This is a genomic window from uncultured Maribacter sp. (assembly GCF_947500985.1).
Classification (GTDB): domain Bacteria; phylum Bacteroidota; class Bacteroidia; order Flavobacteriales; family Flavobacteriaceae; genus Maribacter.
The window spans coordinates 584,573-607,155 of record NZ_CANMTX010000002.1; the positions used below are offsets into that span (position 1 = coordinate 584,573).

Annotated in this window: 16 protein-coding genes and 1 pseudogene; 7 read left to right on the forward strand and 10 right to left on the reverse strand. The window is 32.5% G+C overall.

Annotation, left to right across the window (positions count from 1 at the left end):
- Nucleotides 1–131: 131 nt before the first annotated feature.
- Together dinB and Q0871_RS06160 are read left to right on the forward strand one after the other, a co-directional pair.
- Nucleotides 132–1,346, forward strand: coding sequence for a DNA polymerase IV (gene dinB / locus Q0871_RS06155; protein ID WP_299319537.1), 1,215 nt, complete (start codon nt 132–134; stop codon nt 1,344–1,346).
- Between the two features lie 192 nt (nt 1,347–1,538).
- Nucleotides 1,539–4,586 carry a DNA polymerase III subunit alpha gene (locus Q0871_RS06160; protein ID WP_299319542.1) on the forward strand — a complete coding sequence of 1,016 codons (3,048 nt, stop codon included), beginning with the start codon at nt 1,539–1,541 and terminating at the stop codon, nt 4,584–4,586.
- A gap of 148 nt (nt 4,587–4,734) precedes the next feature.
- On the opposite strand, the gene Q0871_RS06165 is transcribed toward Q0871_RS06160, so the two are convergent.
- The 10 genes and pseudogenes from Q0871_RS06165 to Q0871_RS06210 form a co-directional block, all read right to left on the reverse strand.
- Complete coding sequence (locus tag Q0871_RS06165; protein WP_299319545.1) at nt 4,735–4,872, reverse strand: hypothetical protein; 138 nt, start codon at nt 4,870–4,872, stop codon at nt 4,735–4,737.
- Between the two features lie 148 nt (nt 4,873–5,020).
- Nucleotides 5,021–6,115, reverse strand: coding sequence for a glycosyltransferase (locus tag Q0871_RS06170; protein WP_299319549.1), 1,095 nt, complete (start codon nt 6,113–6,115; stop codon nt 5,021–5,023).
- A 232-nt stretch (nt 6,116–6,347) separates the two neighbouring features.
- Nucleotides 6,348–7,460: a glycosyltransferase gene (locus tag Q0871_RS06175; protein ID WP_299319552.1), complete on the reverse strand. Its 1,113-nt coding sequence runs from the start codon at nt 7,458–7,460 to the stop codon at nt 6,348–6,350.
- A 39-nt stretch (nt 7,461–7,499) separates the two neighbouring features.
- A complete protein-coding gene (locus tag Q0871_RS06180; protein ID WP_299319557.1) occupies nt 7,500–8,681 on the reverse strand; it encodes a glycosyltransferase family 4 protein in 1,182 nt (393 codons plus the stop codon).
- Between the two features lie 56 nt (nt 8,682–8,737).
- The gene (locus tag Q0871_RS06185; RefSeq protein ID WP_299319561.1) at nt 8,738–9,319 is read right to left on the reverse strand and encodes a serine O-acetyltransferase; all 582 of its coding nucleotides are present in this window, start codon (nt 9,317–9,319) and stop codon (nt 8,738–8,740) included.
- Between the two features lie 5 nt (nt 9,320–9,324).
- Nucleotides 9,325–9,912 carry a DapH/DapD/GlmU-related protein gene (locus tag Q0871_RS06190; RefSeq protein WP_299319565.1) on the reverse strand — a complete coding sequence of 196 codons (588 nt, stop codon included), beginning with the start codon at nt 9,910–9,912 and terminating at the stop codon, nt 9,325–9,327.
- 101 nt (nt 9,913–10,013) lie between these two features.
- Nucleotides 10,014–11,279: a hypothetical protein gene (locus tag Q0871_RS06195; protein WP_299319568.1), complete on the reverse strand. Its 1,266-nt coding sequence runs from the start codon at nt 11,277–11,279 to the stop codon at nt 10,014–10,016.
- A 216-nt stretch (nt 11,280–11,495) separates the two neighbouring features.
- Nucleotides 11,496–11,672 (reverse strand): annotated as a pseudogene (locus Q0871_RS06200) (acetyltransferase); the annotation flags it as partial.
- A gap of 376 nt (nt 11,673–12,048) precedes the next feature.
- Nucleotides 12,049–13,413, reverse strand: a complete 1,365-nt coding sequence (locus Q0871_RS06205; RefSeq protein ID WP_299319572.1) for an MATE family efflux transporter — start codon at nt 13,411–13,413, stop codon at nt 12,049–12,051.
- A 151-nt stretch (nt 13,414–13,564) separates the two neighbouring features.
- Nucleotides 13,565–14,578, reverse strand: coding sequence for an NAD-dependent epimerase (locus Q0871_RS06210; RefSeq protein ID WP_299319576.1), 1,014 nt, complete (start codon nt 14,576–14,578; stop codon nt 13,565–13,567).
- 428 nt (nt 14,579–15,006) lie between these two features.
- Between Q0871_RS06210 and Q0871_RS06215 the strand changes: the two genes are divergently transcribed.
- The 5 genes from Q0871_RS06215 to Q0871_RS06235 all read left to right on the forward strand — a co-directional run bounded on the left by Q0871_RS06215 (nt 15,007) and on the right by Q0871_RS06235 (nt 22,581).
- On the forward strand, nt 15,007–16,350 hold the full coding sequence (locus tag Q0871_RS06215) for an MBOAT family protein (protein ID WP_299319578.1): 1,344 nt from the start codon (nt 15,007–15,009) through the stop codon (nt 16,348–16,350).
- A gap of 5 nt (nt 16,351–16,355) precedes the next feature.
- The gene (locus tag Q0871_RS06220; protein ID WP_299319583.1) at nt 16,356–17,363 is read left to right on the forward strand and encodes a hypothetical protein; all 1,008 of its coding nucleotides are present in this window, start codon (nt 16,356–16,358) and stop codon (nt 17,361–17,363) included.
- A gap of 515 nt (nt 17,364–17,878) precedes the next feature.
- Nucleotides 17,879–19,114: a glycosyltransferase family 4 protein gene (locus Q0871_RS06225; RefSeq protein WP_299319587.1), complete on the forward strand. Its 1,236-nt coding sequence runs from the start codon at nt 17,879–17,881 to the stop codon at nt 19,112–19,114.
- A gap of 412 nt (nt 19,115–19,526) precedes the next feature.
- Nucleotides 19,527–21,017 carry a hypothetical protein gene (locus Q0871_RS06230; protein WP_299319591.1) on the forward strand — a complete coding sequence of 497 codons (1,491 nt, stop codon included), beginning with the start codon at nt 19,527–19,529 and terminating at the stop codon, nt 21,015–21,017.
- 211 nt (nt 21,018–21,228) lie between these two features.
- Complete coding sequence (locus Q0871_RS06235; RefSeq protein ID WP_299319593.1) at nt 21,229–22,581, forward strand: exopolysaccharide biosynthesis polyprenyl glycosylphosphotransferase; 1,353 nt, start codon at nt 21,229–21,231, stop codon at nt 22,579–22,581.
- The last annotated feature ends 2 nt before the right edge of the window (nt 22,582–22,583 follow it).

The following is a 22,583-nucleotide window of genomic DNA, read 5'->3' on the forward strand; positions in this document are numbered from 1 at the left end:
CTGAACCCTGTCACCGTTAGTTGGGTGGCAGGGTTTTTATTTGGTTTTTTTAATGTTAAATATTGGAAATAATCCTAATAACTGGAAATATTCCATAATTTAGCTATCCCGATTTTTTTAGAGGGATAGTTATGAGCAAGACCATACTTCATATAGATTTAGATACATTTTATGTATCCGTAGAACGATTAAATAATCGTGAATTACAGAATAAACCCTTATTAGTAGGCGGTACGGGAGATCGGGGAGTAGTAGCTGCGTGCAGTTATGAAACCCGCGGATTTGGAGTGCATTCTGGTATGCCCATGAAAATGGCGCGAGAACTGTGTCCCGATGCTGTTGTAATACGTGGTAATGCGGGTGACTATAGTAAGCATTCAGATACAGTAACCGAAATCATAAAAGAGTATGTTCCTGTATTCGAAAAATCGAGTATTGATGAGTTCTATGCAGACCTCACCGGTATGGATCGTTTTTTTGGTTGTTACCAGTACGCTTCAGAAATGCGAAAGAAGATTATCAATGAAACCGGACTCCCAATTTCTTTCGGATTATCGGCTAATAAAGTAGTTTCTAAAGTAGCGACGAACGAGGCGAAACCAAATAATCAATTGAAGATAGATGAGGGATTAGAAAAACCTTTTTTAGCACCACTGTCCATTAAAAAAATACCGATGGTGGGCGATAAGACTTATCAGACCTTACGGAACCTTGGACTACGACAAGTACGCACCGTACAAGAAATGCCCATGGAGGTGATGCAAAGGGTGCTGGGCGCTAATGGCGGAGTCATATGGAAACGTGCTAATGGAATTGATAATACACCTGTGATTCCGTTTTGTGAGCGAAAATCTATTTCTACTGAAAGAACTTTTAATAAAGACACTATTGATGTAAATAGACTACGTGGTATTCTTATCGCTATGACCGAAAATCTGGCATATCAATTACGACGTGGAGATAAGCTAACGGCTTGTATTTCAGTAAAGATTAGGTATTCAGATTTTAATACCTATTCAAAGCAAATGCGTATTCCCTATACCAGCGGAGACCATATTCTAATACCTAAAATTTTAGACCTGTTCAAGACCTTATATAACCGTAGGTTATTAGTGCGGTTAATTGGTATACGTTTCAGTCATTTGGTATCCGGTAATTATCAAATCAACCTTTTTGATGATACTGAAGAAATTTTAAGCCTATATAATGCTATGGATGAAATTCGAAAACGCTACGGAGACAAAAGTGTATTACGAGCATCTGGTATGGGAGCAAAAACAATAGGAAGAATGCATAACCCTTTTAACGGATTGCCACCTGTTGTGTTGGCGCATCGGAAGATTTAATTTGGTTGTTGGTTGTTGGTTGTTGGTTGTTGAAAAGTGAAAAGAAGTTAGAGTATAGAATATAGAGAGAAGAGAGAAAGCGTGCTGAGCCGCACGCCACACGCGAAGCACAAAAAAAAATAGCGTATAGCGCGAAGCGAACAGCGCCTAGCGCAAACACGAACAACCAACAACGAACAACGAACAACCAAAATGTACCTAAACTGCCACACATACTACAGCCTTCGCTACGGGACTTTTTCCGAGATTGAGCTTTTGCAATTAGCGAAGGCACATGGGGTAACGCAATTGGTATTGACAGATATTAATAACACATCGGCTTGTTTAAACTTTGTTCGTAAAGCAGCTGAATATGATATACGTCCTATTTTGGGTATAGATTTTAGAAACGGAGTGGAACCATGCTTTGTTGGTGTAGCAAAGAATAATGATGGGTTTTTAGAACTCAATAATTTTCTGTCTCATCACATACATCACGGCAAGAAAATACCAGAAATCGCTCCGCAGTTTAAAGATGTGTTCGTTATTTATCCCTTTGAAAAAGTGTTGGAGAGTGAAAAGAAAGTCTTTGCAGCACATGAGTTTATTGGAGTTTCTGTTAACGAGTTAAAACGACTCCGTTTTTCAAGGTTATTAGAACAACGAGATAAAATTGTATTGCTACAACCGGTCACCTTTAGAAACAAGCGCGATTTTAATGCACATCGTTTACTTCGTGCCATAGCTAATAATACTTTGCTGAGTATGTTGTCGGTTACCGAGCAGGCTCGTGATGATGAACACATGTACGCGATACCTAATTTGGCGGCGCATTTTTCTGAACACAGCTTTATTTTAGAGAATACTCAACAGTTGATGAATGCCTGTACTATAGATTTTGATTTTACCGAAGGGCGAGAAACACAGAATTTAAGTACCTATTTGGGCAGTAAAGCAGAAGATGAGGTGTTTTTAGAACAATTGTGCCAAGAGGGATTGCCCAAGCGTTATTCAGAAATTGACCAGGCTGTTTTAGATCGTTTAGCGAAAGAGCTTTACCTCATTAAAGAGATGAATTTTGTCTCTTACTTTCTTATTAATTGGGATATTATCTCTCATGCTCGTAAGCAGAATTTTTTTTATGTAGGTAGAGGTAGTGGTGCAAATAGCATTGTGGCATACCTGCTTTTTATTACCGATGTAGACCCGATGGAACTTGATCTGTATTTTGAGCGATTTATAAATTTGTATCGTGTGAATCCGCCCGATTTTGATATTGATTTCTCACATCGAGATAGACCGATTGTGACGGAATATATATTCAATCGTTTTGAGAATGTAGCGCTGTTGGGTACCTACGTTACTTTTCAATCTCGGGGAGTTATTCGTGAGCTTGGTAAGGTTTTCGGTCTGCCAAAAGATGAAATAGATTTGCTGTGCGATGGAAATATTGAGGCAAGCAGGTTAGATACTATATCAACTTTAGTATTGAAATATACACAGCTACTTCACGGTATGCCTAATTACCTGAGTATACATGCTGGCGGAATCTTAATTACCGAGAAACCTATTCATTGGTTTTCAGCGACCAATATGCCTCCAAAAGGATTTCCTACTACGCAGTTTGATATGGTTATTGCAGAGGATGTCGGTATTTTTAAGTTCGATATTCTTGCTCAACGCGGACTCTCAAAAATAAAAGAGACACTTGATATTTTAGAACGTGACCGGCCCGAGGAATTTGCCAAGTTTGATATTCATGATATCAAGGCATTTAAAAGAGATCCTAAAATCAATAATTTGGTAAAAACGGCGCAGTGCATGGGTTGTTTTTATGTGGAATCTCCTGCCATGCGGATGTTATTGAAGAAGCTGGAAGTAGACACCTATTTGGGTCTCGTAGCAGCAAGTTCTATTATTCGCCCCGGAGTATCCAAAAGCGGAATGATGCGTGAGTATATTCTTCGCCATCGTAACAAGGGCAGGGCAGAAGAGTTGGCGCATCCGGTAATGTTAGAAATTATGCCAGAGACTTATGGGGTAATGGTGTATCAAGAAGATGTGATAAAAGTAGCCCACCATTTTGCAGACCTAGATTTGGGGGAAGCCGATGTATTACGACGCGGAATGAGTGGTAAGTTTCGTTCGCGAGAAGAGTTTCAAAAAGTGCAAGATAAGTTTATGGATAACTGTCGTAAAAAAGGATATGCCGAGAAACTCATTCAAGAAATTTGGGACCAAGTAGCAAGTTTCGCAGGTTATGCTTTTGCAAAAGGGCATTCGGCATCGTATGCGGTAGAAAGTTACCAGAGTTTGTTTTTGCGTGCCTATTATCCGTTAGAATATATGGTGGCAGTACTTAATAATGGCGGCGGATTTTATAAGCCCGAGTTCTACGTGCACGAAGCCCGTATGTTGGGTGCAACAATTCATCCGCCATGCGTAAATAAGAGTAATGCGGGAAATCGTATTTATGGAAAAGAATTGTATTTAGGATTAGGCTATTTACGGGAATTGGAACAACGGGTCATGGAACGTATTTTAAAAGAACGCTTTGTGAAAGGTGATTTTATATCGTTGGAAGATTTCTTGGATAGGTTGATAATCTCCATAGAACAAGTCAGTATTTTAATACGTATTGATGCATTCCGGTTTAGCGAAACCAACAAACACGAACTCCTCTGGAAAGCGCATTTATTTTTGAACAAGACCAAGAAAATAGACCACCCAAAACTGTTCGCGCCAAGGCATCAACATTTTGAGATTCCGTCATTATACAGTGCTAATCTAGAAGTTGCTTTTACACAGCTAGAATTGTTAGGGTTTAGTTTGTGTAGTCCGTTTGAACTTTTGGTGGAAGCACCATTAAATAGTTCTGGTAGTGAAGATTTAGAGCGTTACCTGAATAAAAATATAGATATCTATGGATATTTAATAACGGTAAAGCGAACCAGAACACATAAAGGAAAAGCAATGTTTTTTGCTACGTTGTTAGACCAACAAGGGCAAGTTTTTGATACCGTACTGTTTCCGCCTGTAGCAGTGAAATATATGTTTAGGGGAAGAGGAATTTACAGATTCTATGGTAAAGTGGTCAGTGAATTCGGTTTCTTGAGTATAGAAGTTATTAAACTTATAAAACAAGATTTCATTCAAGACCCCAGGTATGCTGATATGAAAACTAGTGCTAAAGTTTTTGACCAAAAGAAAACGAATGAGAAAGCTGGAGGGAGAGAAGAGAAAATAGAAGCTAGGGAATAGAGGAAGCGCAGTTCGCTATTCGCAATGCGCCACGCGCTTAGCGCAAAATAATCACCGCGTGAATCGTTCAGCGAAAAGCGTAATGCGAAAAGCGCCCAGCGTTTCGCGAACAGCATAAAAAACCATCAACCAACAACCAACAACCAATTTAGAAAGCCTCTAACACATAACCCAATATCCAAAAAAGTAGTAAGAACACAAAGAAGGTTCCTATACAACCACATTTACCGCCGCCTATTTTCTTTGCGCCGTACCAGGCACCAAAGAATTGTATTAATTTTTTCATGAGAGCAATTTACGGGTTTAGTTGGTCGCTTTTGATTTAAAAATTAGCTTAAAAGGTGACAATAGTGATTTTTGAAGAGGTAATTAAGTTTTATTAAAAAATTTAGTTTAAAAATTTAGAGCCTTAATTAAATCTAGGTTTTAAAATTTTATTTGTAAGCTGCCAATAGTTTAGATTGAACAATTGAAGAGGTGAATTTTGTAGAGACAATTTCCTGCATGTCCTTTGATAAATCTTTCCATAAATTTTGTTGCCATATTTCAATTATTAAATTAGCATAAAAGTTCGCATCAAATTCATTTATTATTAAACGATTAGAATTTACAATCTCCCTATTAAAACCGTAATCACTGCATATAGGTACAATGCCTAAAGACATAGCTTCTGTTAATGAATTAGAATGTCCTTCCCTAGCTTCTTGAGTTGGGAATATATAAAAGTGTTTATCCTTTAAGGTATTAATTAGGTTAGAACCAAAAATAGGCTCCGTTAATTTTACTATGTCATTTAATTTTTCTTTTTTAATTTTCTCCCTCATTTCTTCAACATATTCTGGATATTTAGAATTGCTTACTCCAATTAATTCCAGTTTAAAGGGGATTTTTTTCTCTTTTAATTTTACACAAATATCCAATATAAGTAAGATATTTTTTGACGAGTGCATTCTTCCAAAATATACTAGTTCAATTAAATTGTCTCTATTCAATAAACTTGTTTTTCTTGCTATTACTGAACCCATAATATAATTTGGATAATGGATTATTTTTTTAGCACCTAACATATTTAAAAGTTTCACATATCTTTCTCCTTGAACTAAAATGACGTCTGAAGAAGTAATAGCTTTTCTAAAAAAGAATTTATAAAAACCAACTCGGTCATCATATGATTGTTGAACGCCGCCAGCACGTAACTCATAAATACATTTCTTGCCTAAAAGTTTTGATACATAAATAAGCAACAACTCTTGATAAATAAGTTCTTTGTAGAAGCCAGATATATGTACAGTTTGGACATCATTGTTTTTTAAAATTTTAAATAATAAAAATATTGGCATAAAAAGTATACTTAGATAATGTTTTAGTTTACCTAATAAACTTTTTGAACTATAAGATTTCCTTAATTCTATAATTTGAAATCCTGATTTTTTCAAAATTGATAGCGTTTTAAGGTTTCCAGATTCTCCACCACCTACAGCTTCACCGTCTTTCTTGCCTAGATGCCCGTAGAATATAATTTTTTCCATTAATTTGATTTTTTGTTAGCTATGGGTTTTATATAACGTATAAGTAAAGAGGGGCGTTTTAAAATATAATACGACCTGTCAATGTTACGAAACCGCTAATTGTAATAGTGTAATTGTTTTTTAGAACTTGTCGTTATTTATTTTTTTTTGTGAGCACCAGACATAATATCCTATATATTTTAAGAAATTAGAATTGTCGAGTTTTATTGTTTATAAAAACAATTATGGATTTTTATGATTTCCCTAAAAGTGATTTATATAAATCAATATATTTAGATGTCATAAGATTCAAATTAAATTTAGTTTCTATAGTTAACTTTGCTGTGTCCGAAATTTTTTTAATTAACATTTCATCATCTATTAATTGAAGAATTTTATCCTTTAATTCCTTACTGTCATATGCATTTATAAGAAATCCATTTATACCAGATTCGATAATCTCTGGCGTTCCGCCATCATTTGTTGCAATAACCGGAACCCCAAAAGCAAGTGATTCCATAATGGAATTTGAAACTCCTTCTTTATGTTTTTGTGGGTTGGTACAAAGTACGGATACATCTGTTATTCTCAATATTTTTTCAATGTCTGAGCGAAACCCAAGAAAATTAAAGTATTTTTTTTCATTATCAGAAATCAATGATTGTAATGGTATTAAATTTGGTCCTGATCCTACAATAAGGAATAAAATATCAGATTTTTGCTCTAATATTAATTTTGCAGCTCTAATGTATGTTTCATAATCTTTATTGATATCGACACGGGCAATCATTGCAATCACAAACTTGGCTTGAATGCCCATTTGTTGCTTAAGCTCACTTCGGGTTGTTTCAGTAACAGCATACCTTTCTTCATTAAATCCATTATAAATTACTTTAGCTTTTCTTTTAGGTATACCATATGCTTTGATGCCTGCTTCAGAATTGCCAATTATACAATCGGCCAACCAAGTATTTATGAGAACGGTGAATCTTTCATAAGATAATTTTTTTGGTTTATTACAATTTGCTACATAAGCTCCAATGTATTTGAAAGGCAGAAAACAGCTAATAGGATTTATAAAAAAAGATGAAAACACCCCCCACGCTTGAACAATATCTGGATTGAAATCTTTGAGTAATCGATACAGAAAAAGACTAGTTTGTACGATATTGAGTTTCCTTTTTTTACTATCTATAATTTGTAGGTCAATATTGGTTTCGTATAATTCTGGATAGGACACATCATTATTGACGATGATTACCTGGATATTAAAACCATCTTGCTTATTCAGACCTTGTATAAGTTGAAGGCAGCGACGCTCTTTGCCACCACCTCCAAAAGAATCTAAGACAAAAGAAATATTCATCGTTTTTGTATTTTATGTTTTTTTAATAGAACTGAATTCTTATAGATTCTTTAAAAAATCTGCGAGTCGAGAACCTTGAGTGTTGTATGAAAAATATGTTAATGCTACTTTTTTTCCATTTTCTGCAATTATTTTATTGTTAACAGTATCTGTAAAAACATCTTCTATTTTTTTTGCCAATATTGCAATATTTCCAGATTCTACGATATAAGCAGATTCGCCATCTTTTAAGTAGTTAGTTGATTCACCAATATCAGTTGTGATGACAGGTTTTTCTGCTAATAAATAATCTCCAAGCTTAGTTGCGAAACAATATTTATTTTGTTGGTTATCTAATTTGTTAATAATCATCATTGTGCAGGATTTTTGATAAGCAATTAAATCACTTGTTTCTAAAAATCCAGTAAAGATGATTTTATCCTGTATACAATATTTTTCAATAAGTTTTTCAATATCTACTTTATTTGGCGATTTGGATAGATTACCTGTTAGTACATATTTAACAGGAAAACTCAGCCTTGTTGACGCTATTGCAAATGCCTCAATAGCTCCTAGTATACCATCTTTTTGTTCATACAAAGTTCCCGAGTGAAAAATATATGGTGTTTTAATCGGAGAAAATATTAGTTCTTCTGTTTCTGACTCTTTTGGTTCGATTAGAATAGGAACCTTGATTACTTTTGCGTCTGGTGACTTATATTTATTAGCCAAATCTAAAAGAGGTTCTGAAATACAAATAAAACCATCAAACTTCGGAAATATATTTTTTAGAAAAGAGTTTCTTTTACTTTTTATTTTTACAGTCTCTTCTCCTGTACCATATGGAAACTCGCATAAATCTCTAACAACTTTTGCTCCTGTTTTTTTTGCAGCTTTAATAATTAGACTATTTAATGAGTCTTCTCGTAGATAGTTTAAAATAACATCTTTATTTGTACTATTTTTGATAATATATCTTAATGTCATTATAGTGTCTTTATAATCATTAAGCCTGCGTATTAATACATTTGATTCTCGTTGGGTTTTGTTACTGATATAGGTAAAAAAGCCTGCTTTAGCTATAATATTCTTAGGTTGTTTTCCATAAATTTCTGTTCGAGTAGCTATAATTACTTCACAGTCTATGCCTGCAGAAATCAATCCCTTTGCATAACAAGAAATCCGTTTAGCGGCCGCCATACCATGCGGAAATGCCTGTTTAGTTATTATAAATACTTTCATTACTATCTTAGTTATAATATTTTTTAAAAAATATGTATTCTAGAAATTGTTGAAAACTAAAAATTTTCATAGTAAAATCGATCGGTAAACTCATCAAATTTTTTCAAAATATTTCTATTAGGCACACCGACTGCTACTGAATTCTCAGGAACACTCTTATTTACTAATGCATTGGCTCCAATTACTACATTGTCTCCAATGTGAACTGCGCCAACAACAACCACACCTGGTGAAATCCTTACTTTATCACCAATAATGGGTACTCCATTTTTTTCAGAGGCAAGAGTAACACTATGTGCTAACATGACATTGTTTCCAATAATAGATTTAGAATTTACAACTAGAGCTATGCCATGATTTATTTTTAAACCATAACCTAAATTAACCGTTAGAGGAAAATCTATAGAATATTTTATACTTAATTTTTTATAAATTATTTTTGTAATAACACTTAGTACAAAATTTGACCTTTTTTTATTTAAGATATTATAATGACGTGCTAATCTAAACCAAACCAAGAAACGAAATGTTTTATTTGTTCTATAGGCGTTATAAAAAGTTTTTTTAGATATTCCTTTTCCTAGTCTAAAAAGATCAGATTTTATATATTTTCTTAAATCAACATCCTTATTAATCATACACCTTAGGATTTTATTTCTTTTAATACCTTACATGGATTTCCTGCAGCTAAGACATTTGCTGGAATATCTTTAATTACTACACTGTTAATACCTATAATTGAGTTTTCGCCAATAGTTACTCCTTTCATAACTACAACACCGTAACCTAACCAAACATTATCACCAATAAAAACTGGTTTTGGACCTGAAACTCTTGGGTCGTCTAAATGCCAATCACTATCGGTTATCAAAACGTTTGCACCTGCTTTCACATTTTTCCCTATCTCGATACTATTGAAACAACCAATTGAAACACCACTAAAACCTGAGTTCGATCCAATTTTTAAGACTGAACTATTCCCGAAAGTGGTTAGCATACATTTATGGTGAATGCCAATTCTATTGGATGTATCTCTAGAATTAAATCGGCAATTGTCACCAATTAATATTTTGGAATTATTTGCTATGCGAATAGAAGTCCAACCTCTAAAGCTGCAATGACCTCCCAAATCAACACCAATTAACCTTAAATAAATGTTTTCGATAAATGTTATTATAAAATTGATAACGTTATATCTTACAAAATTAATTTTATTGAAAATTTTATTCATTGCAGTTTTATTTTAGGGTATAAATTTTCAACTAGTTCTAAGAAAGCAAGTTTTTTAATATTTGTTTTTATGTCGAAATTATACCTTTTATTAATGTTTGACTATTTAATAAATATGGAGCGCATATATTTTTCAATTTGATGATCACTAAGTTTTCTAAAACCTTTGGAAAAACATATCGCTAATAGCATCCACAAAGTTAAAGTCGAAATATCCAATCTTTGAAAGTCTTCGACCCAACCATACATCCAACGAAAAGATAGAAATAAACCCACAATCTTAATGTAATAATTGTTGGAATGATAAATAGCCAATGAAGTAGCCTTTACAAAAATTAAAAAATACAAAAATACTCCAAGAAGACCCATCCATGTAAAAATGTTTATAACGGCTACTTCCGAAATTCTATCCACTTCATTCGTAGTAATAATTTTACCAGCTTTTTCCTGTCTTCTTGCTTCCCAATTTGAATCATACCCTCTTGCAAAGGATCGCCCAAATAATACAGTTTTATTTTTTATAGCAGAAAGAATCGATTCTTCGTATAAAAAAGTTCTTGTGTCTGCTACTAAGCTAGCTTCTTTATATTCTCCTTCGGCATTTGTGGTCCCATAAGAAAATTCACCATCGATATATTCATCCATTTTAAAAATATTAAATATGTTCGTAACACCGAGTATAAAAAGAATTATAGGCGCAAATAATGTAAAATTTCTACCGATTTTAATCATTTTTAAGTAAAACCATTTATATTTAAAATATAAGCTAAAACCTAGTAAAAGGGCAATGCCAAATTTTAAGACATGACTTCTAGCCCCTTCTTTTAAACAAATGAATATTATTAAGAAGGTTAATGATAATATTACCCATTTAGATTTATTAGGGACCACCTTGATAAATAATAAATACAGCAAGAGTAAAGGTAGAAAATAACCTAGCGCCTCACCTACACTGGACATAAATGGAAGCCATAAAAGGCAAATTAGTGGGGCTATACGAAACCAATATTTATTAATTTTTTTAAAAATATAAGGATGGTCTAGATAATATACCGTGATAAAGCTCAACAAAGCAGTAAAATATCTGAGAAAAAATTCCCATTGCTCCTTTCCCTTAGCAATAAGCATTGATCTTATGCCTGTAATAATAATTACCCCTAAAAAAATAGAAACAGCATTTAAATGAGGTTTGTTGAATGGATTTTTAAATATGTAATAACCCCATATTAGAGAAGACATTAATAGTACCGTTCTTATTAGGGTAAATGTTAAACTGGTAGTTAAACGAATGGTGCTCCAGCTTTCAACAGAGGTAACTGAAATTATTAGGAAAACAAGGACAATTAGGTTACTTAATTTTTTTTTCATTTATCCAAAAATCATCTCATTTACCTGTATCTTAATAACTGGTGTAAAAACTAAACTACTTATTTTTTGACCTAAGAAAATTATAGGAATATGTTACTTTTTTGCTATGTTGATTTGTACTTTTTTTATGAACATTTCTGGGTCATGGAATAGTTTATGTTGAGCTTTTAATAGGTCATCGTCCCAATTCCACCAAGCTGAGTTGTTAATGTGTTCTATTTTTTCGGTGTCAAATCTATATTTAATATGTTTGGCAGGTACACCACCAACTACACTATAGGGTTCGACGTCTTTGGTTACAACTGCTCTAGCGGTTATTACGGCACCATTTCCAATAGTTACTCCACTAGGTATTAGTGCTCCTTCTCCTATCCAGACATCATTCCCTATAACAACTTGGTCGTATTCTTCAAAATAATTTAATTCTGAATAGGTTTCAAAAGGTTTGTTATTGGCATAGAATGTCGGATGGGACGAAACAAGATGTAAAGGATGCTTTCCTAAAATAATTTGAACATTTGGTCCTATGGAACAAAATTTTCCTGTTTTTGTATTTCTTAGAAAAGAATTTTTGTTCAAATAAGTGTAGTCGCCTAGTGAAGAATTTATTAATGAAACGTTTTCACCCAAAAAATTGTTTTTTCCGAACTCTGAATTTATGATGTGGCAACCAATCGATAATTTTAAATTGTTCTTTCTGTATTTGTGCTCAATTTTAGATTTTTTAAGTTCTAAAATAATCGTTTTTAAACTCAATAATCGTATCAATTTATTTATTCCAAATCCCATATGCTTTCTTATTAATGATTTTTGAATATTGTATTGGACTAAGGAATACGTGAGGTAGTAAACAGACTATTGTAGCTATAATCACTCCTGAAACACCAAAACCCAATGTCTTTGCAAAAAATATGGATAAGGGTATATTAACGACCGATGTTGATATGATTGCATACATTTGAAGTTTGATTTTTCCGGTTCCGTTTATGAAATGAGTAAAAGGAGCATAAAATATTTTCAAGGAAAAATAAATTGCCATGTAAATGGAGAGAGAAATTGGTATAATTATTTGATTTCCAATCCATAAACTATAAAATAATTTTGAAAAAACAACTAATCCTATTATTGCCAAGATAGAAAGAAGCGATAATCTGATTAAGTTCTTCATTGAACGTTTTATCCATTCAATGTCATTTTTTGCATAAGCATCGGTTATAGCTGACCAATAAGGCATCAATACCAATGATAGTCCCATATTTACAATACTAAAGTATTTATAAGCGATATTATAAGGTACTACTTCTTTTGGACCAAAGAGCTGGGTGATAATAATATTATCTGTAGAAAATAAAATTATTCCTGCAATTTGAATTAGAAAAAATTTCATTCCTAATCCAAAAATATCTTTTAAATATTTTCTGTTCCATAGATTAATTGTCGGTTTAAATTCTTTGTACCTCTTTTTGAAAGCCAAGAAATTAAGTCCAATCAATATTGCAACCGGAAAAACGGAGTATATTATTCCAAATATTAGAAGTGAACTTTCAGAAGTTTTTGTCATCAGCCAAACCAGTAGCAGTGAACCTGCCTGTATGAAAAAATTTATTTTTCCTTGTGTAGAATGTTGCTGGTCGGCGGTATAAATGGTGGTAATGAGTTTTGCAACCAATTGTAAACAGAAAAATCCAAAAACAATCGGCATTAAAATACTTAAATCTTTTTGTAAATTTGGTGAGGTATTGAAAACTTTAGTCCAATCGATAAGATAATTAAATAAAAAAAAGATCAGAATTAAACCAAGACTTACCGCGCCTATTGTATAATATGCAGAGCTTACATAGCCGCGGGCTAATTTTAAATCTCCTTTGACTTTTGCTTCTGCAAATTTGTTACGTAAACCATTTCCTATACCCACGTCAAAAAATGCAAACCAAGCTATAAATGAACTAAGAGTTAGCCATACACCATAGTTTTCAGTATCTAGATAGTCAATGGTCAATGGTACTAGTATAAAACTGGAAAGTATACTACCACCTTTGTATATGACAGATAGCAGAACGTGTTTGGTGATATTCTTCGTACGTTCACTTTTTATGCCAACTTTATTATATAGTTTTTGTATTTTCTTTTTCAACTGCTCTTTTCAACTTATTCTATTAACCTTAAAAACTTCCTTTTAATATTGGTAAAATTTGGTTTGTCGATTGAAGTTTTGTTTTTACACTATTTTTAAAACACATTTAATTTTAGAGTACTTTCTTTATATGAATAATTAGTTCTCAGGTTTAGTACTTTGGGCTAATTTTAAACCACTTTATGAAATGTGCAACGCCTTCATTCAAATTCGTTTTAGGTTTGTATTTCACTCTTTTCTCTAACGCACTAGTATCTGCCCAAGTTCTCTTTACATCGCCATCTTGCATGGGCATAAATTTTTTTTCGGCTTTTATGTCTAATTCCTTTTCTATACAAGAAATGAAATCCATGAGCTTTACCGGTTTAGAATTCCCAATATTATAGACCACTGCTTTTTTATCATTTTCTGGCAAAGCTAAAATACATTTGGTTATTCCCTCAACAATATCGTCTATATAGGTGAAATCTCTCTCCATATCACCATTATTGAATACCTTAATGGGTTCACCTTTGGTAATAGCATTGGCAAAAAGCATAGGCGCCATATCTGGACGTCCCCATGGACCGTATACCGTAAAAAAGCGAAGACCTGTTGTCGGGAGATTATAAAGATGACTATAGGTATTTGCCATTAGTTCATTACTCTTTTTAGTTGCAGCATATAATGATACAGGATGGTCTACCCGATCAATTTCCGAAAATGGAATCTTAGAATTAGCACCATACACAGATGAACTGGAAGCATATAATAAGTGATCAATTTTATAGTGCCTACAACATTCTAGAATGTTGACAAAACCAACCAAATTAGATTGCACATACGCATGTGGGTTTTCAATAGAATAGCGTACGCCGGCTTGGGCAGCTAAATTTACAACATGTGTAAATTTTTCTTCTTTAAAAAGACTTTCCAAATTAGGAAAATCAGTTATATCCGTTTTAATAAAACAAAAATTTGGATAAATTTTACTGGTAATCAATTGTTCGTCTTTTTCAACTAAACAGCGCTCAATACCAATTTCGGCTAAGCGATCGTATTTTAAATCGACATTATAATAATTATTAATATTGTCAATCCCAATTACTTCATATCCATTAGAGGCTAATTCTTCAACTAAATGAAATCCAATAAATCCTGCAGCTCCAGTAACTAATATTTTCATGATATTTATTTCTATGATTTCTAATTTCATAAATTGGAGTCGCAAGATAGGGTATTCCAAAAATTTTCTTAATGAATATTTATTCTATTCGATTATCTGTTATATCTGAGACTTAAAATGCGGAAATTTAAAAATTAGTTCTCTGTAGCGCTAATATTAATTATTAGTTAATTTATAAAAATTATGTGGATAAGATTTTAATTACGCTGCTAGAATAGTAAACCATTTTATTAATCCAATGATATTCTTATTTTTTTAATATTTAAACAATTAATAGATAGTTACAATATCTAATGATTAGTTTTGAGGATTTAACTTTGAACCCCAAATAGCGTCGAAATTTATTCTAGCCAATGCTCTTTAATTCGTTTATATTTTTTATTTTTCTAGGGGTAGTACTTCCCGTTTTTTACTTCCTTCCTAGTAAGGTGACCAAAAATTCATTTTTAGTATTAGCGAGTTACTTTTTTTATGGATACTGGGATTGGCGCTTTCTTTCTTTACTGCTTTTGTCTTCCGTTATTGACTTTTATTTAGGTCAAGCAATGGCTAAGACGTCAGTTCAAAAGATGAAAAAACGACTTCTCATGATTAGTCTCTTTTCCAATTTGGGCATCTTAGCATTTTTTAAATATTTTAATTTTTTTGTCGGAAGTTTTGAGGAGATTACCCAAATTTTCGAAGAGAATTTGGATTATTTACACCTTAATATTATTCTACCTGTGGGAATTTCTTTTTATACCTTCCAGACCTTATCTTACACTATAGATGTGTATAGAGGTAGATTGAAACCTACTAATAATTTTGTAGATTTTGCATTGTTTGTTTCCTTTTTTCCTCAGTTAGTTGCTGGTCCAATAGAGCGAGCGAGTAGTTTATTGCCGCAATTTTCCACAAGGCTTTCCCCTTCTAAAAAGCAAATTAAAGAAGGAGTATTTTTAATAATAACCGGCTTGTTTAGAAAAGTACTTATAGGGGATACTGCTGGCAAATATGTTGATCAACTTTTTGGCAATATGCAGTTGTATACAGGTGCGGAATTAATTGCAGGTTTAATTTTGTTTTCTATTCAAATATATGCAGATTTTTCTGGTTATAGTAGAGTTGCTAGAGGTACCGCTAAATTGCTAGGTGTGGATTTAATGGTAAATTTTGAACAACCATATTTTTCTAGAAATATCACTGAATTTTGGAGGCGCTGGCATATTTCATTATCTAGTTGCTTAAAAGATTATTTGTATATTTCATTGGGTGGGAACAGATATGGTATAAGTAGAACTTACATAAATTTGATGTTAACTATGTTGTTAGGAGGTTTATGGCATGGCGCAAGCTGGAATTTTGTTATTTGGGGTGGATTGCATGGAATGTATCTAGCGTTGCATAAATTTTTTTTGGGCACAAAAAAAGTGTCCAATGAAGCAATAAAAAGAGTAAGCTTGAAGACTATATTTCAAATAATGAGTACTTACGTTTTGGTATTGTTTACTTGGCTTTTTTTTAGGGCTAGCTCTTGGGAGGCAACCACTTTATTTTTTAAAAAGATTATTAATTGGCAGAATAGTGAGTATGGTTCTTACCTACTACTTGTTTCAGCAGCCTTTGTATTAGCAGTAATTGTTATTGATTTATTAGATTACAATGATGGTGTGCTTTTAAGAGGGAAATTTTCAAAAGCTTTTCGTTATGGAGCATTAACTTGTATGTTTATAATCACCCTGGCTTATATGTTCCAAGCTAAATCTTCACCATTTATATATTTTGCATTTTAAACACGATGGAAAAACTTAAAAATATTTTTTTTGCAATTTTAGGATTTGGACTCATGCTCATTGTTTTGGAGCTATTTTTTACATTAGGTGGTATTACAAATCCAATTATTAGGATAGATAGTAAATATGGAGAACAATATATTCCTGATAAAATGTGTAATTCACTTTTCGTAACTGAAGGTTTTGGTTTAGCTAAAACAAACGAAAATGGGTGGTTTGGAAAGGGGCAACCAAAAATTAATAGTTCGGAAAAGACAATTGGTGTGATTGGAAATAGTTTTGTTGCATCCAGGCAGGTATTTAGTAGAAATAATTTTCTAAATATTTCTGAGATACATTTAAATCGTGATTCAGAGTCAACTTATGGAGTGTATAATTATGGAAAGGAAGCACTTCCTCTTTCTCAACTATTGCATGTTAAGGAAATTGTTAAGGAAGAATATAATCCAGACCATATTCTTATTTTAATAAACGACAGAAGTTTTAAAGCTGCGAGCAGAATGGCGCCTTTTTACGAATTAGATAATAAAGAGCAATTTGTTTTGAACACTGATTTTAAATCAACCATAGTTTATAAGGTGTACCAAAAGGTAAGTTGGTTAAGTAATTCTTCTATTTTGTTTTTAGCTTATAGAGTAAAGAATTTCTTGCCAAATACAGGACGTATTATATTCGATAAGTTTTACCCAGACAAGGAAGTAATTCTAGTGAATACTCAGGAAAAAGAACAGTTAAGTACTGTTAATTCGAAAATTCTTCATACGTTGGTCGCAGATAAGGATATTGTGTTTATAACGGATATTCGTGGAGTTTTAGCTGCTGATGTTAAGGAAATTTTGAAAGATGCAAATACTATTGATTTGAGGCCATTTTTAGAAGAAATGGAAACAATTGATGGGGTAAACCCTTACTATTGGGAAATAGACAAAGATTATGGTCACTGGAACAATGAGGCCCACAAAAAAATAGGGTTGGAACTTGCAAAAAAACTTCCTCATTTTTTTAAACGCTAATTGCTAGGTTGTTACCGTAGGTAAAAAAATAATCTAATGTCTTTTTAGTTTCATTTTGAAAGAAATGAAGCTGTCAAATATTAAAAAATTCACTGAAATATATAATTTCAGAAATGGCTTTCGTTAAAGTATAGTAATCAAGTAGCATAACTTGTAATAATCAATGTTATAAAATTACTGATTACTATCATTAATCTTTGTAAAGATTGATGTAATCATATTTCGGTAACTGTGATTTGTTTTTGATGGTTTACTATATTTTTAAAGTTTTACATTTGTGAGAGAAATGTAAATGTCCTAAAAATTAATATCTACTTTTAGTTCCATATAATTAAAAGTTCTCAGCTGAATTTTAAAAGCAACTACATATTAATCATTTTGTTAAAATATGTTACAATACCTAAGGTTCATTACTCTTTATATGATATATTCTTTTTGTAATCAATATAAATTTTAAGTAATGTTACTTTTATATTTTTGTCAAAAAAAAGGAATTAGAATACTTATATAAAAGCATGAAAAAAATTTTGCTAAGCGCATATGCGTGCTCTCCTGGTAAAGGGTCAGAGGAAGGAAGAGGATGGAATTGGGCTGTAGGACTTGCTGAAATGGGCTACACAGTATATTGTTTGACCAATTTTGATGATAAAGATAAAATTCAAAGAGAACATAAGATTTTGAATCTTCCCCATTTACATTTTGAATTTGTAGAATTGTCCTTGGGGCTTGATGATAAACTTTTTGATCCCGATAAAAAATCTGTCTATTTACACTATTATTTATGGAAAAAAAAAGCTGCTAATCGAGCTTTGCAACTTCATGAGGATATCAATTTTGATATTGCACATCATGCTACATATGGTAGTTTTCAACAAGGCACCTGTTTGTATAAACTGGATAATTGTAAAATTATCTTTGGACCAGTAGGCGGTGGTCAAATGGCGCTTCCTGTATTTAAGAATTATTTTGGGAACTCATGGAAAACAGAGATTATACGGGGTTATGTTTCACGAAATTTGATTAGGTTTAGTGGAAGTTTACGTAAAACGTTACAGAAAGCTACATATGTTGTTTGTACAAATCTTGAAACCAAAGAAATGTTAGACAACTCTAAATTTGCTGATGTAACAAAGAGTAAAATATCAAAAATTTATGCGATACCCAAAAAATATAATTTATTAACGTATATCGACAAACCGGAGCATGAATGTCTTAATTTACTTTGGGTTGGAAGGGTAATGCCCAGGAAGGGTTTAAACTTATCTTTGCATGCCCTTTCCTTTGTTCCAAAAGAAATTCCTTATAAGTTGACTATAGTGGGTGGTGGTACCAGCGAAGGTTTAATTGAAAATTGGATAGAAGAATATAATCTGGATAGCTCAAAAATTAATGTTTTGGGTAAAATTCCTTTTGAAGAAGTAGCAAAGCAATATGAAAAAGCCGATGTAATGCTTTTTTGTTCGCTACGAGATACATCTGGTACACAAATCATGGAAGCTATGGCCTATAGTTTACCTCTAATTGTACTTAATATTAGTGGCGCGCGTAATCTGGTCCCCGAAAGTTGTGCATTAAAAATTGACCCTACAGAAGGTGAAGGTACTGCGAGGGAAATCGCCAAGGCAATAATTCAATTTCAGTCTAATGGCGAGTTACGAAGAAAAAAATCTTTTGCGGCCTATAGTCATGCTATGAATAGTAAATGGGAGCGAAGAATAAAAGTATTCACTGAAAATTATTATGAAGATTAATTAACTTTCAATCTTAAAATATGGTTTAGTTGAGTTCTTATAATTATTGAAAATTTTAGATGTAATAAAATAATTTGTTTTAAGGAGGGATGATTTTTATTTATTAGCTAGTGCATATTGTTTATCGGAATATTTTTTTAATAAAAATAAATATTCCGAAGTATTTGTAATTTTTGTTAAAAAACTTATTAAGTTGATAATATCTTTTATTTATTGTTTATGATTCTTTCTTGAAAAATTACTTGTATAAATCTTATGGGAGAGAAAATTTAAAGTTTTAATTTCAGGTTGTTCAATTCAACGTTATTATTCACACATAGGCGATGAAAAATGAAGTAATCATGTTTTTTTTATAGTTTTACGGGTTGGTAAAACCTTTTTAAGCGAATTTATTTAGGTTTAGATAAATGCTATGAAAAATACGTTTATAATTCTTTTACTAATTACTTCTAATTTAGTAAGTGCACAAATTAAAATAGGGGATAACCCACAAATAATAAATACGGCATCTTTACTGGAACTAGAAAGTACATCTAAAGTATTGGTGATTAGTAGAATGACAGAATCTCAAATGCTTGTTTTAAGTCCATTGCAAGGTGCTATGGTATATAATACCGATGCCTCATGTATTTATTACTATGATGGTATACAGTGGAATAATTTATGCGCTGGTGAAATTACAAATAGTATATCTTGGGGCTCGTTAACAGGCTCCTTAAGTGATCAAACAGATATAGCAGCTGAATTTGAAAATTATGTAAATCTAAGCACTACACAGTCGGTAGCAGGCGAAAAAACACTCACTAATAAGTTTACGGTAGATACAGGTAATCTTGACGCTCAAATAGCTGAATTTCTTGGTCGTGTAAAAGGAGAGGAAGGCACAGCCCCTGAAGATTTTGTGACCAAGGCACAATTAGATGCTTCAGGTGGTGCTTCGAGCTGGGGTGCAATATCAGGAGATTTAGTCGATCAAATCGATTTAGCTTCTGAGTTCGATAATTATGTAGACATTACTACGACACAATCGGTAGCGGGCGAGAAAACACTTACTGATAAACTGACAATAAATACAGGTGATGTAAACGCCCAAATTGCTGAATTTTTAGGTCGAGTAAAAGGAGAGCAGGGTACAGCTCCTGAAGATTTTGTAACCAAGGCTCAATTAGACGCTTCGGGTGGTGCTGCGAGTTGGGGCGCAATAACTGGAGAATTAGTCGATCAAACGGATTTAGTAGCTGAATTTGAAAATCATGTAAATTTAAGTACTACGCAATCGGTAGCGGGAGAAAAAACACTTACTGATAAACTGACAGTAAATACGGGTGATTCTAGCATACAAGTTGCAGAATTTCAAGGTCGAGTAAAAGGTGAAGATGGTACAGCACCAGAAGACTTTGTAACCAGATTACAACTTGACGCGATAACTGCAGGTGGTCATACAGGAGCTGAAGGTTCAGTTTTTTTTGCAGGAGATGACACGCAACCTACTGAAGATAACGCTAACTTTTATTATGATATTACTAATAAACAGCTGAAAGTTGGAGCATTTATAGATAGGATTCAAGATTCTAGGTATTCGGATGATTTTACCACTCTTAGTATTGAGGGTTCAGTTTCAAAACCTATTGGAATTTCTAGGATTCTAACAGAAGAGCACCACACAACTCTTATATCTAACTCTACATTTGTAACACTACCTGACCCCAGTACTTGTGTAGGTAGAATATATATTATTAAAACAAGCCCTAAAAATGCTGTTAATCCCTTGGAGGATACTAGAGTTCAAATAACGGGCGGTAATTTTTACAATGATGCTGAGTCAATAAGGAGAACTGAATTTCCTTCAGGAAGCGTAACACAATTACAAAGTAGTGGTCAGGCATGGGAGCAAATTAATTAGGATATAGGTTTGTGGGAAAACAAATTTATTATCTCCTACTTCAACTTTTTTACAATGCTTTTATGTATAATAGGTTGTAATAAATTTATTGAGCAATTAATACACCTCCTTGTCGATTTTTATTGTGAGTTTTGACTTTTTATTTGAATATTGCATGATGTTATATTGATTATTCAAAACCGAAGTATTATACAGCTTTCCCCACAAATAGATGAAATATAGTAATTCAGATTTTATTATACCCATATCCATTATTGTACATTTATGTATTATTAATGGGGTGTTATTTGTTTTAACACCAGATACTTATTTGAATGTTTATAATATTATCTATTACAATCTAAGTTGGTTGCTTATTACATTTTTCTTGAACTTTTACCCAACGGAAAGACAGGAATTATTTTTTACTAGGTTTCATAAAATAATTCAAGTCCTTTTCGTTTATTTTCTTTCTTACTTCGCTTTATTTTCAATTAAAGGTGAAACCATAGCTGTTTTAGGGTACCAGTATCTAGTGTTTGGAATTTTGACTTTATGTATTTTATGGTATAGAGTTGTATTTTACTGGTTGAGAGGGAAATACAGGATTACAGGAGGTAATAATGTTAAAGTTATTGTATTAGGAAGAGATAGAAATTTAAAAAAAATCAGAAAAGTTTTTGATAACCCTTCTTTTGGGTATCATTATATGGGTTATTTTTCAGATAAAGAATCAAAGAGCCCGACTTATTTAGGACCAATAACGAACAGTTTTGCATATATCTTAAATTACGATGTTGATATTATCTATTGTGTTGCTTCTAATTTTAACGAAACTGAATTAAAGAATTTTGTAGACTTTGCTGATAATAATTTAATAAGATTTAAGGTTATATTAAATGACATGGACGTTTTTAATCGCGCCATGTCTTTAGAGTCATATAGTACAACACCTGTCCTTAATTTACGTAATGTACCTTTAGATACGGAATACGCACGTATAACTAAACGGGCCTTCGATATCATTTTTTCAAGCTTGGTTATTGTTTTGGTTCTTTCATGGCTTACACCTATATTATATATTCTTATCAAGCTTGATTCTCCTGGTGACTTTTATTTTAAACAATCTAGGCATGGATATAAGCGTAAAACATTTTCATGTTATAAGTATCGATCCATGACCGTAAATACAGATTCTGATAAGGTAATGGCGAAAAAAGGAGATATGAGGGTCACTAAAATTGGAAAATTTATACGTAAAACCAGTTTAGATGAATTACCACAATTTATTAATGTTTTTAAAGGTGATATGAGTGTTGTAGGTCCTAGGCCACATATGGTAGTGCACACTTCAGATTTTGAGAAATCGGTTGATAAATATCTTGTAAGACATTTTGTTAAGCCAGGTATCACTGGTTTGGCTCAAGTAAAAGGTTATAGGGGAGAGATTTTGAAAAAATCTGATATTAAAAATAGAACTCGTTTAGATATCTTTTATGTCGAGAAATGGTCATTGGGTATGGATTTACATATTTTGTTTTACACCGTATATAATATTTTAAAAGGGGAAGACAAGGCGTATTAATT

Coding starts and splice junctions, on each gene's coding strand:
- dinB (WP_299319537.1), top strand. CDS start 132: ATGAGCAAGACCATACTTCATATAGATTTAGATACATTTTATGTATCC.
- Q0871_RS06160 (WP_299319542.1), top strand. CDS start 1,539: ATGTACCTAAACTGCCACACATACTACAGCCTTCGCTACGGGACTTTT.
- Q0871_RS06165 (WP_299319545.1), bottom strand. CDS start 4,872: ATGAAAAAATTAATACAATTCTTTGGTGCCTGGTACGGCGCAAAGAAA.
- Q0871_RS06170 (WP_299319549.1), bottom strand. CDS start 6,115: ATGGAAAAAATTATATTCTACGGGCATCTAGGCAAGAAAGACGGTGAA.
- Q0871_RS06175 (WP_299319552.1), bottom strand. CDS start 7,460: ATGAATATTTCTTTTGTCTTAGATTCTTTTGGAGGTGGTGGCAAAGAG.
- Q0871_RS06180 (WP_299319557.1), bottom strand. CDS start 8,681: ATGAAAGTATTTATAATAACTAAACAGGCATTTCCGCATGGTATGGCG.
- Q0871_RS06185 (WP_299319561.1), bottom strand. CDS start 9,319: ATGATTAATAAGGATGTTGATTTAAGAAAATATATAAAATCTGATCTT.
- Q0871_RS06190 (WP_299319565.1), bottom strand. CDS start 9,912: ATGAATAAAATTTTCAATAAAATTAATTTTGTAAGATATAACGTTATC.
- Q0871_RS06195 (WP_299319568.1), bottom strand. CDS start 11,279: ATGAAAAAAAAATTAAGTAACCTAATTGTCCTTGTTTTCCTAATAATT.
- Q0871_RS06210 (WP_299319576.1), bottom strand. CDS start 14,578: ATGAAAATATTAGTTACTGGAGCTGCAGGATTTATTGGATTTCATTTA.
- Q0871_RS06220 (WP_299319583.1), top strand. CDS start 16,356: ATGGAAAAACTTAAAAATATTTTTTTTGCAATTTTAGGATTTGGACTC.
- Q0871_RS06225 (WP_299319587.1), top strand. CDS start 17,879: ATGAAAAAAATTTTGCTAAGCGCATATGCGTGCTCTCCTGGTAAAGGG.
- Q0871_RS06230 (WP_299319591.1), top strand. CDS start 19,527: ATGAAAAATACGTTTATAATTCTTTTACTAATTACTTCTAATTTAGTA.
- Q0871_RS06235 (WP_299319593.1), top strand. CDS start 21,229: ATGAAATATAGTAATTCAGATTTTATTATACCCATATCCATTATTGTA.